Annotated in this window: 15 protein-coding genes; 7 read left to right on the plus strand and 8 right to left on the minus strand. The window is 70.9% G+C overall.

Annotated elements, in window-relative coordinates; translation table 11 throughout:
• The first annotated feature begins 7 nt into the window (after positions 1-7).
• The 3 genes from MILUP08_RS04405 to MILUP08_RS37060 are packed head-to-tail and all read left to right on the plus strand — an operon-like array spanning position 8 to position 3,244.
• On the plus strand, positions 8-982 hold the full coding sequence (locus tag MILUP08_RS04405) for a 3-oxoacyl-ACP synthase III family protein (protein WP_007455091.1): 975 nt from the start codon (positions 8-10) through the stop codon (positions 980-982).
• Between the two features lie 19 nt (positions 983-1,001).
• Positions 1,002-1,742, plus strand: coding sequence for an SDR family NAD(P)-dependent oxidoreductase (locus MILUP08_RS04410; RefSeq protein WP_007455093.1), 741 nt, complete (start codon positions 1,002-1,004; stop codon positions 1,740-1,742).
• A complete protein-coding gene (locus MILUP08_RS37060) occupies positions 1,739-3,244 on the plus strand; it encodes an FAD-dependent monooxygenase (RefSeq protein WP_051065877.1) in 1,506 nt (501 codons plus the stop codon). The genes MILUP08_RS04410 and MILUP08_RS37060 overlap by 4 nt, the downstream gene beginning before the upstream one ends.
• A 28-nt stretch (positions 3,245-3,272) precedes the next feature.
• Here the strand turns inward: MILUP08_RS37060 and MILUP08_RS04420 are convergent, their stop codons facing one another.
• Together MILUP08_RS04420 and MILUP08_RS04425 are read right to left on the minus strand one after the other, a co-directional pair.
• Positions 3,273-3,926, minus strand: coding sequence for an MBL fold metallo-hydrolase (locus tag MILUP08_RS04420; RefSeq protein WP_007455097.1), 654 nt, complete (start codon positions 3,924-3,926; stop codon positions 3,273-3,275).
• Positions 3,927-3,939: 13 nt separating this feature from the next.
• A complete protein-coding gene (locus MILUP08_RS04425) occupies positions 3,940-4,890 on the minus strand; it encodes an aldo/keto reductase (protein WP_007455099.1) in 951 nt (316 codons plus the stop codon).
• A gap of 159 nt (positions 4,891-5,049) precedes the next feature.
• Here MILUP08_RS04425 and MILUP08_RS33620 point away from each other — a divergent pair, with 159 nt between their 5' ends.
• Entirely contained in the window at positions 5,050-5,544 is a 495-nt protein-coding gene (locus MILUP08_RS33620; protein WP_051065663.1) for a cupin domain-containing protein, read from the plus strand.
• Between the two features lie 21 nt (positions 5,545-5,565).
• On the opposite strand, the gene MILUP08_RS04435 is transcribed toward MILUP08_RS33620, so the two are convergent.
• The 6 genes from MILUP08_RS04435 to MILUP08_RS04460 all read right to left on the minus strand — a co-directional run bounded on the left by MILUP08_RS04435 (position 5,566) and on the right by MILUP08_RS04460 (position 11,246).
• Positions 5,566-6,042 (minus strand): MaoC family dehydratase, encoded by a 477-nt coding sequence (locus MILUP08_RS04435; protein ID WP_007455103.1) that lies wholly within the window; start codon positions 6,040-6,042, stop codon positions 5,566-5,568.
• Entirely contained in the window at positions 6,039-6,491 is a 453-nt protein-coding gene (locus tag MILUP08_RS04440) for a hotdog fold thioesterase (protein WP_007455104.1), read from the minus strand. The genes MILUP08_RS04435 and MILUP08_RS04440 overlap by 4 nt, the downstream gene beginning before the upstream one ends.
• Before the next feature lie 25 nt (positions 6,492-6,516).
• The gene (locus MILUP08_RS04445; protein WP_202805204.1) at positions 6,517-7,269 is read right to left on the minus strand and encodes an AfsR/SARP family transcriptional regulator; all 753 of its coding nucleotides are present in this window, start codon (positions 7,267-7,269) and stop codon (positions 6,517-6,519) included.
• A gap of 365 nt (positions 7,270-7,634) precedes the next feature.
• Positions 7,635-8,663, minus strand: a complete 1,029-nt coding sequence (locus MILUP08_RS04450; protein ID WP_039905358.1) for an aldo/keto reductase — start codon at positions 8,661-8,663, stop codon at positions 7,635-7,637.
• An 18-nt stretch (positions 8,664-8,681) separates the two neighbouring features.
• Positions 8,682-10,157: an MFS transporter gene (locus MILUP08_RS04455; protein ID WP_007455111.1), complete on the minus strand. Its 1,476-nt coding sequence runs from the start codon at positions 10,155-10,157 to the stop codon at positions 8,682-8,684.
• Positions 10,158-10,226: 69 nt separating this feature from the next.
• Positions 10,227-11,246: a ketoacyl-ACP synthase III family protein gene (locus MILUP08_RS04460; RefSeq protein ID WP_007455112.1), complete on the minus strand. Its 1,020-nt coding sequence runs from the start codon at positions 11,244-11,246 to the stop codon at positions 10,227-10,229.
• A 127-nt stretch (positions 11,247-11,373) separates the two neighbouring features.
• On the opposite strand from MILUP08_RS04460, the gene MILUP08_RS04465 reads away from it, so the two are divergent.
• From MILUP08_RS04465 to MILUP08_RS04475, 3 genes are all read left to right on the plus strand, one after another.
• Positions 11,374-12,333 carry a quinone oxidoreductase family protein gene (locus MILUP08_RS04465; protein ID WP_007455113.1) on the plus strand — a complete coding sequence of 320 codons (960 nt, stop codon included), beginning with the start codon at positions 11,374-11,376 and terminating at the stop codon, positions 12,331-12,333.
• Positions 12,326-13,183, plus strand: a complete 858-nt coding sequence (locus MILUP08_RS04470) for an enoyl-CoA hydratase-related protein (RefSeq protein ID WP_007455114.1) — start codon at positions 12,326-12,328, stop codon at positions 13,181-13,183. Before MILUP08_RS04465 ends, MILUP08_RS04470 begins: the two co-directional genes overlap by 8 nt.
• Positions 13,170-14,045: helix-turn-helix transcriptional regulator (locus MILUP08_RS04475; RefSeq protein ID WP_083915801.1), on the plus strand; the 876-nt coding region annotated here is incomplete at its 3' end. The genes MILUP08_RS04470 and MILUP08_RS04475, both read left to right, overlap by 14 nt.

Genomic DNA, 14,045 nt, shown 5'->3' on the forward strand with positions numbered 1-14,045 from the left:
CCCCAGCATGCCCATCGGAGTGACTGGCCTCGGCTCCCACGTACCCGAGACCATCATCGACAACGCGACCGTCGGCCGGTGGGCCGGCGTGGACCCGGCCTGGGTCACCGAACGCACCGGCATCATCGAGCGTCGCTACGCCGACGCCGCGACGGCCACCTCCGACCTTGCCGCCGCCGCGGCGCGCGACGCCCTGGCCGGCGACGAGCGGCGCATCGAAGGGCTGATCGTCGCCACCTGCACTCCCGACGTCCCGCAACCCTCGACCGCCGCCATCCTGCAACACAAGCTCGGTCTCAGCGGCGTACCCGCGTTCGACGTCAACGCGGTCTGCAGCGGTTTCCTCTTCGGGCTGACAGTCGCCGAGGGCATGATGCTGGGCCGGTTCGGCAGTGGCGAGATGCTCGTCGTCGGCGCCGACATGTTCTCGCGCATCATGGACCGCGGTGATCGCAAGACGGTGAGCCTCTTCGGTGACGGGGCCGGCGCGGTCGTGCTCGGCCAGGTCCCGGAGGGGTACGGCATCGTGGCGAGCCGTCTGCAGACGCACGGCGAGCACCACGACTACGTAGTCGTCGAAGCGGGCGGCACACGGCAGGCTCTGACCGAGGAGACCCGGGCTGCCGGCCGACACTACTTCCGGATGGACGGCCGGTCTGTCCGCGACTACGCGGTGCAGACCCAGCGCAAGCTGATCGAGCAGGTGCTCGCCGACGCCGCGCTCACCCTGGCCGACGTCGACCGCTTCGTCTTCCACCAGGCCAACACCCGGCTCCTGGAGTCGCTGGCGCGGGAGATGGGCATCGGCATGGACCGCGTCGCGCTTACCGCTCCGGAGTACGGCAACACCGCCGGCGCGTCCATCCCGGTGACCCTGCACGCCAGCCACCGCGTCCGGCCGTTGCAGCGCGGGGAGCGGATCCTCATGTCCTCCGTGGGTGGCGGGATGACCGCGGCCGCTCTGCTGCTGACCTGGTACTGACTTCCCGAAGGAGACCCACGTGCGACTACAGGGCAGGACGGCCGTCATCACCGGCGGCACCCGCGGGCTGGGCCGGACGATCGCCGAGGGCTACCTCGCCGAGGGTGCCTCGGTCCTCTGCGCGGCCCGGAATCCGTACGACATCAAGGAACTCGGCGACTACGCGCCCGGCCGTGTCGCCTACCAGGAGACCGACGTGACCGATCCCGCCTCGGTGGCGCGGATGATGGCGGCTGCTGTCGACCGCTTCGGCACCCTGGACGTCCTGGTCTGCAACGCCGGGGTCAGCCGCAACGGAATGATCGCCAAGCTGGGCCTCGCCGACTGGAACGACACCGTGCAGACGAACCTCACCGGCGTCTTCCTCTGCGCGCAGGCGGCCCTGCCGGTGATGGCGGCGCAGGGTGGCGGCCGGATCATCACGGTGTCCTCGTGCACCGCGAGCCGGGTGGCGGTGGGTGCGGCCGCGTACAGCGCCAGCAAGGCCGCCGTGGAGATGTTCACCCGCAGCGCCGCCGCCGAGTTCGCACCGAAGAACATCCGGGTCAACTGCCTGTCGCCCGGCTACATCGACGAGGGCATGGGCAAGGAGGTCAGGGGCAACGAACGGATCTGGGAGACGTACCGCAAGCGGCTGCTCTCCGGGCGCCTGGGAGACCCCGCCGAACTGGCCGCCGCCGCGGTCTTCCTGGCCTCCGACGAGAGCGCGTACGTCAACGGCCACATTCTCGAGGTGAACGGAGGTCTGCTGTGGGCGTGAAGGACGACACGGTGCTCGTCGTGGGTGCCGGTCCGGTCGGCCTGGTGCTCGCCTGCGATCTGCTCCAGCAGGGCATCCCGGTGCGCCTGGTCGATGCCGAACGGCAGGCCACTCCGCACTCGCGCGCCAACGTGCTCTGGCCGCGCAACCTGGAGCTGTTGCACCGCATCGGGGTGACCGACGACCTGCTCGCCCGTGGGCACCGGATTCGCGGCACCCGGTACTTCTCCCAGCGCCGGCCGCTCGGCGAGGTCTCGCTGCGGCGGCTCGGCGACACGCCGTACCCGTTCGCGTTGATGATCTCCCAGGGCACGACCGAGGCGGTCCTGCGTGACCGGCTGGCGGCACTGGGCGGCCGGATCGATCGGGGCGTACGACTCGTCGACGTCGACCCCAGTGGTGGCCTGCCCCGGGTGAAACTGGAGCACCCGGACGGCACGGTGGAGGAGCGGACGTTCGGGTGGCTGGTCGGTGCCGACGGCGCCCACAGTGCCGTCCGCAAACAGCTCGGCATCGGCTACAGCGGCGAGCCGGTCGACGTCACGTTCGCGATCGCGGACGCGGACGTCCGCACCGACCTGCCCGACGATCTCTCCTACTACTTCTACTCCGATCGGGGTGGGCTCGCTCTCGGTCCGCTCGGCGGTGGGCTGTTCCGGCTGGCGACGACAGTGCCGCATCAGCCCGAGGATGCGGCCGCGCCAGGTCGTGACCTGTTCCAGAGCGTCGTCGACGAGCGGATGCCGGGCGTGAATGTGGTCGGCGACCTGGCGTGGAGCGCGACCTTCCGGGTCCGTTGCCGGATCGCCGAGACGTTCCGGGCGGGCCGTTGTCTGCTGGCCGGCGACGCCGCGCACATCGTCAGCCCGGCCGGTGGGCAGGGTATGAACACCGGGATCCAGGACGCGGTCAACCTGGGGTGGCGCCTCGGGGCGGTGGTGCGGGGCCGGTCATCCGAGGACGCGCTGGACGCGTACGAGCAGGAACGCCGGGCCGCCGCGCACCGGGTGGCCGCCACCACGGCGGTGCAGACGCGGTTCGCGATCGCCGGGCGCAGCCGGTTTCGGCTCGCGGCCCGGGACACGGTGGCGCGGCTGGCGCACCGAACCGGGGTGCTGCAACGGTACCTGGCACCGCAGTTGAGCCAGCTCGACGTGAGCTATGGCGACCCGCGTCCCCTCGTGCGGCGCGGCGGCCCGGTCCGCCCGGGGGAGCGGCTGCCCGTCCTGCCGGGTCCCGGACCGGCTGCCCTCGACGCGTCGTGGCCACTCGTCGCACGTGACGACTACACAGTGGTGGTGTGGCGTGGCGACACCGCTCCACCCGGCCTGCCGGACGGGACGCCGGTCGTGCGCACCGGACCGGGCGCGGTGACGCGACAGCTCGCCGAGGCGTTGGGGCCGCAGCCTGTCCTGGCGGTGATCCGCCCGGACGGCCACCTGCTGGGCAGTGCCCCGCTCGACGACGCGGCGGCGGTGGCCCGGCTGGTGGCCGTCCTGTGAGGCGCGCTCCGGCAGCTACAGCGAGCAGCTACAGGATGGGGAAGTGGCGGCGTTCGGCGGCCAGGGTCGTCGCACCGCCGTGACCCGGCAGCAGGATCGTCGCGCCGTCGAGCGGGGCGCAGATCCGGTGCAGCGATTCCTGGAGCACCGCGGCGCTGCCTCCGGGGCCCTCGGTGTTGCCCAGCGCCCCGGCCAACAGCACGTCGCCGGTGAGCAGATGACCGGCTTCGTCGTCGGTGCAGTGCCACACCGTCGAGCCCGGGGTGTGGCCCGCGCAGTGCCGTGCCACCAGGGTCAACCCCGCGTGCCGGATCTCCTCGCCGTCGCCGGTCACCGGGCGCACGTCGGCTGGTTCGGCGTTCGGGTGACCCGCCAGGACGTGTCGCGGAAAGGTGTCCGGCAGTCCTTTCGCCGGGTCGGCCAGCATGAACCGGTCGGCTTCCGGGACGTACACCGGGATTTCCCAGCGCGCGCACACGGGCACCACGTCCCACGTGTGGTCCATGTGGCCGTGGGTGAGCACCACGGCCTCCGGCGTGAGGCCGTGCCGTCGCATGATCTCCGCCACCGGGTCGGCCGCGCTCTGGCCCGGGTCGACGATCACGCAGCGGTCGCCGCCGGTGGGCGTGAGCACGTAGCAGTTGGTGCCGAAGCCGCCGGCGGGGAAGGAGATGACCTGCACCGTGGCCCCCGTCTCAGTAGCGGGTGCCGACGGCGTCCGGCACCTCGGCCAACTCGGCGGCCCGGCCCTGCGGCAGGGTGATGTCGGCGGCTGCCGCGTTCACCTCCAGATACTTCAACGTCTTGGTCCCCGGCAGAGCCACCACCTCGTTCCCCTGCGCGAGCACCCAGGCCAGTGCCACCTGCGCGGCCTGGACGCCGAGCTCCGCAGCGGTCCGCCGGACCGGTTCCATGATCGCCTGGTTGGCGGCCAGGGCGGCCGCCTGGAAGCGGGGATGGCGGTGCCGGCCGTCAACCTCGGGCAGGTCCTCCGTCCGGTTCATCCGGTCGGTGAGGAAGCCGCGGCCCAGCGGCGAGTACGCGATGAAGGTGATCCCGTTCGCCGTGCAGTAGGGCACCACCTCGTCGAGCGCCTCCCTGCTCCAGAGCGACAGCTCGGTCTGGACGCTCGCGACGGGATGCACCGCGGCCGCCCGGCTGATCTCGTCGACGGACGCCTCGGACAGGCCGAGGGCGCGGACCTTGCCCTCTTGGACGAGCTCGGCCAGGGCGCCCCAACTCTCCTCGATCGGCACGTTCGGGTCGACGCGGTGCAGCTGGTAGAGGTCGACGTGGTCGACGCCGAGCCGGCCGAGGCTGGCCTCGCAGGCGGCGCGCAGGTGCTCCGGCCGCCCGTTGCGGTAGGTCTTGTAGGCGCCGTCCACCACGAGCCCGCCCTTGGTGGCGAGCACCGCCTGGTCGCGCCGGTCCCGCAGGGCGCGGCCGACGAGCCGTTCGTTGACGAACGGGCCGTACTGGTCGGAGGTGTCGATGAGGTTCATGCCGATTTCCAGGGCGCGGTGGATCACCGCCATGGAAGTCGAGTCGTCCCGGCCCAGATCGTCGTACCCCCAGGACATGCCCATACACCCGAGACCGACGATCCCGATGTGCGGGCCATTTCCGCCGAGTTGAACAGTACGCACCTTGCTTCTCCTCCTCGTTACTGCCGATTTACCTTCTGGATAGCGCTAGCGGACCACTCAAGGCTCGCACGAGAACTGTTCCGCGAATGCGAGCGCCCGCGTAATTTCGGGCCGGAAAGTCGCCGTCGCCACGGGAGATAGAGAATGCGTAGACCAGTCATGTCCGCTCTGACCGTGTTGGCCGTCCTGGCCGTCTCCACCGCGGGCGGCGCCACCGGAGTGCAGGCCGTACCGAGCTCGCCGCGGCCCACCACGGTCGAGGCCACGGCAGATCCGGTGCCGCCCGTCGCCAGCGAGACCCTCGCGGAGGGCATCCTTCCGCAGCCGTTCAGGATCCGCACCGATGGGCCGCGTCGGGTGCTCAGCCGTCGCGGCGTCTTCCAGCCCGGCGCGTCCACCGGGTGGCACGCGCACGCCGGCGACTTTCTCGCCGTCGTGGAACGCGGCACCCTCACCTGGATCGACGAGAAGTGCAGGCGCCACGAGTTGCACGCGGGTGAGTCCCTCTACCTGCCCAAGGGGCCGCCGGCGGCGCAGAGCGGCTACAACCTGGGCCACGACGAGCTCGTCCTCTACGTGATGGACATCCTGCCCGTCGACGCGCCCGGCCCGAACGTCGACGTCCCGGACCCTGGCTGTCCCGCACCGCGCTGAGCGGTAAGTGGTGGCCTCCATCTACCTGGAGGCCACCACGTCGCGGCGGAACAGCATCAGGCTGTCCATCGTGTACGCGGGAACCCGCTCACCCTCCCGTTCCACGGTCACGGCGACGGTGACGTCGACGTACCCACCGGGCACCGTGACGGCCGAGCTCAGCACCGCCCGGGCCCGGATGCGCGCGCCGGCCGTGACCGGCCCCCGGAAGCGCAGGCGGTCGACGCCCTTGTTGAGGGCGGGCGCGCCGCCCTCCACCGTGAAGATCTCGTCCAGCATCGGCGTGACCAGGGCCAGCAGCAGATAGCCGTGGGCGATCGGAGCCCCGAACGGCCCCGTGGCAGCCCGCTGCGGATCGACGTGGATCCACTGCCGGTCACCGTTGAGGGCGGCGAACCCGTCGATCAGCGACTGTGTCACCGGCCGCCACGGGCTGACTCCCAGTTCGGTGCCGACAGCCGTCAGCAGATCGGCCGGCCCGGCGAACCGGCGTGTCACGACGCCGCCCGGGAGCCACGGCGGCGTCCTCGCGCCTTGGTGATCGCGCAGGTCAAACGGGCGGTGCAGGTGCGCCGCCCCCGCTGGTCGCTGATCACGATCTCGTACGTCGCGGACGTGCTGCCCCGATGCAGCGGCCGACACACGCCCGTCACCAGGCCGGAGCGCGGCCCGTGGTGATGGGTGCACGACAGGTCCAGGCCGACAGCCATGCCGCCCTCGCCCGCGTGCATCATGGCCGCCACCGAGCCCAGCGTCTCGGCCAGTACCGCGTTGGCGCCGCCATGGATCAGCCCGATCGGCTGCCGGTTGCCCGCCACCGGCATCGTGCCGGTGACCAGGTCCGGTTGGCAGGTGGTCAGCACGATGCCGAGGCGGTCGACGAGCTGTTCGGCCGCGTACGGCGGAAGCACCTCGTACGGGCCCAGCCGGGTGATGGTGTCGGTCATCGTGTCCTCTCTCGTCGTGGCGGGCTCAGGCCGCCCGGGGCTGGAGCAGCTCGATCGTGCGCTCCGTCAGGTTGAGCGCGGGGTCGGCGGTGAGGATGGCGTGCTGCAGCCGGAGAAGCTCTCCGGATGGCTCCAGCCCGAGGTCGGTGATCAGCGTGTGGCGCAGCTTGTGGAAGACGGCAAGCGCCTCCGACCGCCTCCCGCAGCGGTAGAGCGCGACCATGAGGTGGGCGTGCAGGCTCTCGTGCAACGGCCGGATCGTGGTCAGTTCCACCAGCTCGCTGATCAGCGCCTGATGCTCCCCCAGCCGGAGCTCCGCGACGAGCCGCTGCTCCAGCGTGCACAGCCGGGACTCCTCCAGGCGGAGCACCTGGGCCTCCAGCAGTGGTCCTGGCTCGACGTTGACAAGTGGCGGCCCCTGCCACAGGGCCAGCGCCTCGCGCAGCAGCAGGATGCCCTCGCGGTCGTTGCCCGCCCGCAGCGCGGCCTTGCCCGCCTCCTGCAGCTGGAAGAAGTGCAGCAGATCGATGTCGATGCCGGCGGACGAGAGCTCGTACCCCCCTGTCTCGGTGCGCAGCATCTGAGCGGTCACCGTCGCGACGTCGGTGTCGGCGGCGGTGGCCAGCGTGCGGCGTAGCTGCCCGATGTAGGTCTGCAGCGTCGTCATCGCGGTCCGCGGCAGATCGGTGCCCCACAGCTCGCGCAGGAGCATCGACGTGGGAACGACCTGATCGGCGTGGGTCACCAGCAGGGCCAACACCCGCCGTGGTTTGGGCACGGTCGACAACAATCGCCCGGTGTCGTCCACAACTGTCAATGGGCCCAATGCGTTGATCTTCATGTCCCCCCCGTAGGGCCATTGTTTCAACATTGTTTCTGCTCGCTCGATCGCCTTCGGCTGTGTCCGCCGAAGGCGGATTGCATGGCCGATGTCGATCGATGGCAGGAAACAATCAATTTAACTTGAACAATATCACCGCCGTCGTCCCCGTCAACTTGTGTGTTAGCTTGCTCTCTATTTCCGGCGACACATACTGCCGCGTTGGAAAGAATGTTTCCCCTTAATTGCGAACGGCCGCGACGGGCGACGGCCAGCCACTCGATTGGCTGTCGTCGCCCGTTGGCCCGAGGTCCGGGAAGGGCTTATCCATGCACCGCCCGTCCGGGCAGGGCCGCGCCGGCCATGCGCTGATGCCAGAACGGGTACGGCAGCATCGGCTCGGTCACCACGTCGAGGATCGCCCGCTGGTCGTCGTCGAGCTCCCAGGTCAGGGCGCCGAGGTTGTCGGCGAGTTGGGTGGCGTTGCGGGCACCGATGATGACCGAGCTGACCTGCGGCCGTTCGAGAAGCCAGCGAATGGCCACCTGGGCCGGGGAGACGCCCCGCTTCCCGGCGATCTCACGGGTCACCTCCAGAGCGTCGAACGCCTGCGTCTCGTCGGCCGGATCGAAGTGGCCCAGTGCCCGCCGGGTCCCCCGAGGAGCCCCCTGGCCGCGCCGTTGCTGGCCGGCCAGGAAGCCCCCGGCGAGCGGGCTCCAGCAGGTGATGCCCACCCCCTCCGCCTCGGCCATCTCGAGCAGTTCCCATTCGACCTCCCGGCTGACCAGGTTGTACTGCACCTGGTGCACGATGAACCGCTCCAACATCCTGCGCTCGCTGACGCCCAGGGCCTGGGTCAGCTGCCATGCGCTGAGGTTCGACGCGCCCAGGTAGCGCACCTTGCCGGCCCGTACCAGGTCGTCGAGCGCTCGTAACGTCTCCTCCCACGGCGTCCGACCGTCCCAGCCCTGCACCTGGTAGAGGTCGATGTAGTCGGTGCCGAGCCGTCGCAGGCTGCCCTCCACGGCCCGGAGGATGTGGTGGCGGGACAGCCCTTGATCGTTCGGACCGCTGGGCTGCCCCGGCACAGCCCAGCGCACCGTGGTGGAGACGATGACGTCCGCACGTCGTCGGCCCAGGGCCGCGCCGAGCACTTCCTCGGAGTGCCCGCCGCTGTAGGTGTCGGCTGTGTCGAAGTAGTTGACTCCCACATCAAGGCACATGCCGACCAGCTCGGTGGCCTCGGCGACGGACACCGTCCCCACATGTTGGTATCCGTGCTGTCCGCCGAAGGTCATCGTGCCGAAGGCGAGCTCGGACACGAACAGTCCGCTGTTGCCCAGCCGGCGCATGCGCACGCGAGCACCTCCTCAGGAGACGGTGGCCGAGCCGGCGGCCGGCGAGGTCACGACGTCCTGGAGACCCGTGGCCGGTGCGGCCGGTCGGCGCAGGAAGGCCACCGCCACGAGCGCCGCCGCCACTGCGACCAGGCCCGCGACGATGACGCCCAGGTGCACGCCGCCGAGGAGCGCCTCGGGCACCGCCTCGGTCGCGCGCAGGCTGTCCATCCGTGCCACGGCGATCGAGCTGATGATCGGGGTGCCGATGCTCAGGCCTACCTGTTGCGCGGTGTAGGCCGTGCCGGTCGCGAGCCCCTGTTCCTCGTCGGGGAGGCCGGAGGTCACCGTGATCATGTAGGCGACCACGCTCAACAGGTGACCGAAGCCGATGACCGCGGCAGCGACGAGCAGCAGCGGGATTCCGTCGTCGGTGCGCAGGAACACGAGGGCGAGGGTGCCGGCGGCCTGGAGGCTCAACCCGGTGATCAGCGTTCCGGACACCCCGAGCTTCGCCAGGATGCGGGGGGCCACCACGCCACCCAGGACAGCCGCGACACCGAGCGAGGCGAAGCACAGGCCGGTGGTGAACGGCTTGAGGCCACGCACCTGCTGCATGTAGAGGGTGAGCAGGAAGACGACCCCGGTCACCATCGAGAAGGTCACCAGGCCGGTCAGGTTGCCCCAGCCGACCGTGCGGCGGCGCAGCACCCGCAGGTCGATCAGTGGATCACGACGGCGGGATTCGATCAGCAGGAAGGCGCCGAGCAGGACCACGCCGCCGAGCAGCGGAACGAAGGAGCTGGGGGAGGTCCAACCGTTGCGCTCGGCGGCCGTCACGCCGTACACGATGCCCAGCAGACCGCCCGTGACCGTTACCGCGCCGGGCAGGTCGAGGCGCGGAGCCTGCGGTTGCCGGCTCTCGGCGATCAGGGTCACCGTGCCGATCAGGGCGAGAATGCCGAGCGGCAGGTTGATCAGCAGCGTGAAGCGCCAACCCAGGGCGTCGGTGATGACACCGCCGAGCACGACGCCGGTGAGGAAGCCCAGCGACAGCAGGGAGCCGTTGACGGCGAGCGCCCGGTTGCGCCGGGGGCCCTCCTCGAAGGAGGTGGTGAGCAGCGACATCGCGGCGGGCGTCAGGATCGCCGCGCCGAACCCCTGACCGGCGCGGGCTGCGAAGAGCCAACCCGCCGACGGTGCGAGGCCGCCGACGAGGGACGCGACGGTGAACAGGGCCATTCCGATGAGGAAGAGCCTTCGACGTCCGAACATGTCCGCCGCCCGGCCGAACAGCAGCAGGAAGCCGCCGGACGGGAGGGCGAACGCGGTGACGACCCATTGCAGGTCACTGGTCGGCAGCTTCAGGTCCGCGCCGATGACCGGCAGCGAGACGCTGAGGATCGAGAAGTCGAGCGCGAGCATGAACTGTGTGCCGCACAGGAGGACGAGGATGAGGCGCTGACGCGTGTCGAAACGGTCCGCGGCCGCGGAAACAGCAGCAGTCATTCCGCCACTCTCGGTCAGGTCGAGCGACCGTGGGGAGCCACTGTTTATCCGGGTGTTGCGACCACCTGCCTAGCCGAGTCGGTGCAGCACGACACTCGACCAGGTGAAGCCGGCACCCGCGCTGAGCAGCACCGCAGCCTCGCCGGGGGCGAGCCTGGCGGCCACGTCCGCGAGGTTGGCGGCCACGTCACCGGCACCCAGGTGGCCGGTCGTCGATGCCAGGTCGAGCGGTTCGGCAGGAGTGACCTCGGCCACAGCCGGCACGTACGCCTCCCGCAGCACCTTGCGTCCCAGCCGGGGCAGCGCGACGTAGCGCAGGCACGGATCGTCGGGAGCGATCCCGGCGTCGCGCAGGCTTCCTCCGAGCACGTCATGGATCTTCTCGCGGCTGACGGCGGCGAACCCGCCGATCCCGTGCTGCCGCAGGAACGCCTTCTTGGTGCGGCGGATGTCGACGGACGGGCTGTGCCAGCGCGGCGCGGGACTGAACAGGTCCTCGCCCCGGTGCATGGACTCGAGGTCGACGGCGGCCACCGTGCGGACCGCCCTCAGCACGAGCGGCGCGGGCTCGTCGCGACGCTGGCGCAGCACGAGCGCCGTGGCGCCGTCGCCGTACGCGATGCCGTAGTCCCCGCTCCACCTGTCGAAGCCGGGCTCGGCGAACCGGTCCGCGGTGGTCACCAGCGCGTGCCCCAGCTCCGGCTCGACCATGAGCCGGGCGGCGGCCATCTCGATCCCGGCGGCTCCGCCATTGCAGATCTGCTGGAGGCCCACCGGCACGGCGGCGGTCAGGCCCAGCTCACGAGCCACGTAGTGCGGTGCCGACCAGAGGTCGTGCCCCTGGTGATAGATCCAGGCATGCAGGAGCAGACCGACCGCGCCGACGTCCACGCCGGCGGAGCCCAGCGCCCGCCGCGCGGCCAGGACTGCCATGTCCGGTGGCGCGAGACCGGCCTCGGGCAACTCCCGCACACCGAGGTCGGAGGCCGACTCCGCATCGATGCGGCCGGCCGCCACCGCGTCGTCCGTCGCGGCGACCGACTCCGGAATCCAGGTCGCAACGCCGGTCACTGCCAGGTCGGTACGCACGCGCACTCCCGTCACTCGTTCGTCCGCACCAGCCTCCACCGGGGACCTTGAGGGTGGCTCAAGCGCAACTTGAGCGACGACGGTCAGGATCGAAAGGCAAGGCCCATGTCACCGCGTAAGGAGCGTCATGCGCGCAGTCCGGTTCGCCGCCTACGGTGAGCCCGCCGTCCTCACCCCCGTCGAGCTGCCCGTTCCGGAGCCCGGCCCGGGTCAGGTCCTCGTGCGGGTCGCGTACGCCGGGGTCAACTTCGCCGAGGTGATGTTCCGCCGCGGGCAGATCCCGGTTGGCCTGCCGCACGTGCCGGGCCTCGAGGTCACCGGCACCGTCGAGCGTGTGGGCGCGGACGTGCGTGGCCTCGCTGCCGGTGCCCGCGTCGCGGCGCTCACCCTCGACGGTGGCGGCTACGCCGAATACGCCCTGGCCCGTGCGGACCTCGCCATCGAGCTGGACGGCCCGCTCGACCGGCTGTCCCCGGTGCTGGCGGCCGCGTTCCCGTGCAACGTCCCGGTGGCCTGGGGCGTCGTCCACGCGGCGGCACGGGTGCTGCCCGCCGAGACGGTCCTGATCACGGCCCCGGCCGGCGGGGTCGGCACGGCCGCCGCCCAGCTCGCCCGCAGCGCGGGCGCGGGCGCCGTCCACGGCGTCACCAGCAGCACGACCAAGGCCGCGTACGCTGCCGGCTTCGGCTACGACGAGGTCTGGGTCGGCGAGGTGCCCGCGGGCCGCACCTTCGACGTCGTGCTCGACTCGGTCGGCGGCGACGTGCGGCAGCGGGCACTGGAGCTGCTCGCCCCCTTCGGCCGCTACGTGGTTCTGGGCGACGCCGCCGACGCCGGCGACCAGACCTTCGCCGGCAATCAGCTCTGGGGTTCGGGTGCCTCGGTGGGCGGCTACAACCTCGGAGGGCTCGCACACCAGCGTCCCGACCTGCTCGGCGAGCACCTGCGACAGGCGGCGCTGAGCGTCGCCACCGGAGCTGTCCGCATCGACGTGACCGAGGTGCCGCTGGCCGACGTGGCGAAGGTTCACGAGCTTCTCGAGTCCCGCAGAAGTACCGGCAAGTACGTGCTGCGGGTCCATGACTGAGCAGCCCGCGATCACGACGCGGACCGCAGGCGGGGTCCGTACGATCTTGCTGAACCGTGCGGAGCGGCGCAACGCCGTGGACCTCGCGATGCTGCGGGAGTACTACGCGGCGCTGGCTGTGGCCGAGGATGATCCGGCGGTCCGGGCGGTAGTGGTCACCGGGGTGGGCGGCACGTTCTGCGCTGGCGCTGCTCCGGAGCTGCTCGACGACCTGAGCGGCACCGACGGTCGGGCCGCGTTGCTCGAAGGTCTCGGTCATCCGCCGCATCTGCCGCTGCTCATGCGCAAGCCGGTGATCGCGGCGATCAACGGCTCGGCGGCGGGGGTCGGGCTCGTGCTGGCGCTCCTGTCCGATGTGCGCTTCCTCGCCGAGAACGCGCGCCTCTCCACGGTCTTCAGTCGGTTGGGCCTGATCGCCGAGTACGGCTCGGCCTGGCTGCTGCCACGGTTGGTGGGTACCGCGAACGCCCTGGACCTGCTGCTGTCCGCGCGCAGTGTGGACGCCGCCGAGGCTCAGCGGCTCGGTCTCGTGCAACGCGTCGTCCCGCGCGACGACGTGCTGGCGGAGGCGGACGCGTACGCGGCGACCCTCGCCGCCGAGTGCGCCCCGGGCTCGCTGGCGGTGATCAAACAACAGGTGCTCACCGGATGGGAGCAGTCGCTCCCCGAGGCGGTCGACGCATCGATCCGGCTCATGGTCGAGTCGGTGTCCGGGCCGGCCTTCGCCGAGGCGATCCAGGCCAGGGCCGACCGTCGCAAGCCCGACTTCCCGTCGGGCGTGGACACGGTCGGTGCGGGACATTTGCGGGTGACGCAGGCCGAGTATCGTGCGAAACGTGACGAGACGTAGCGACGCGGGGGCGCAGCGCGATCGTAAGCGCGAACAGCTCCGTCATTTCCTGCAGAGCCGGCGGGCCCGGCTGACGCCCGAGGACGTGGGTCTGCCCGGCGGTGGCCGGCGGCGAACACCGGGCCTACGCCGCGAGGAGGTCGCCATCCTGGCTGGCGTCGGCGTGTCCTGGTACACGTGGTTGGAACAGGGCCGGGACATCACCGTCTCGGGCGCCGTGCTCGACGGTGTGAGCCGTGCCCTCCAGTTGGACGCGGACGAGCGGGTCCACCTGTATCGGCTGGCCGGGCTCAACCCGCCACAGCCGGCGGTCCTGCCGACACCGTCGAACGAGTCCACCTTCGGCCGGCTGGTGCAGGGATGGCTGCCCAACCCGGCCTACCTGCTGGGGCCGTACTGGGACATTCTCGAGCTGAACCGAGCCGCCGAGGTGGTCTTCGGGTTGCAGGGCAGCGACAGGAACTGCCTGTACGCCTTCTTCACCAACCCCCAGTACCGCAAGCGCCACCGGTACTGGAACGAGACCGCTCCGAGCCTGGTGGCCGAATTCCGCGGCGATGCGGCCCGGTTCCCCGACGACCCGGGTTTCCTCGAGCTCGCCGAGCGGCTCAGCGCCGTGAGTGCCGAGTTCAAGGAGCTCTGGGCCCGGCACGACGTGCAGCGCAGTTCGGTCGGTGTCAAGACCATCGACCACCCGGGGGTGGGTTGCATGAGATTCGACGTGGGCGTGTTGCAACTACCGGACCAGCCGCACGTCCGCCTGATCCTCCACACACCCCAGTCCGGCACCGACACGCAGCAGAAACTCGAACTGCTGATGTCCTGCCAGGAACACCCCAGCGGAGTGACCCTGGCCCCAGCC

It is taken from the genome of Micromonospora lupini str. Lupac 08 (genome assembly GCF_000297395.2).
Lineage (GTDB): Bacteria > Actinomycetota > Actinomycetes > Mycobacteriales > Micromonosporaceae > Micromonospora > Micromonospora lupini.

What these genes read in the sequence shown, in the direction of transcription:
- MILUP08_RS04405 (WP_007455091.1), top strand. Translation starts at nt 8, where the DNA reads ATGCCCATCGGAGTGACTGGCCTCGGCTCCCACGTACCCGAGACCATC.
- MILUP08_RS33620 (WP_051065663.1), top strand. Translation starts at nt 5,050, where the DNA reads ATGTCCGCTCTGACCGTGTTGGCCGTCCTGGCCGTCTCCACCGCGGGC.
- MILUP08_RS04440 (WP_007455104.1), bottom strand. Translation starts at nt 6,491, where the DNA reads ATGACCGACACCATCACCCGGCTGGGCCCGTACGAGGTGCTTCCGCCG.
- MILUP08_RS04450 (WP_039905358.1), bottom strand. Translation starts at nt 8,663, where the DNA reads ATGCGCCGGCTGGGCAACAGCGGACTGTTCGTGTCCGAGCTCGCCTTC.
- MILUP08_RS04455 (WP_007455111.1), bottom strand. Translation starts at nt 10,157, where the DNA reads ATGACTGCTGCTGTTTCCGCGGCCGCGGACCGTTTCGACACGCGTCAG.
- MILUP08_RS04465 (WP_007455113.1), top strand. Translation starts at nt 11,374, where the DNA reads ATGCGCGCAGTCCGGTTCGCCGCCTACGGTGAGCCCGCCGTCCTCACC.
- MILUP08_RS04470 (WP_007455114.1), top strand. Translation starts at nt 12,326, where the DNA reads ATGACTGAGCAGCCCGCGATCACGACGCGGACCGCAGGCGGGGTCCGT.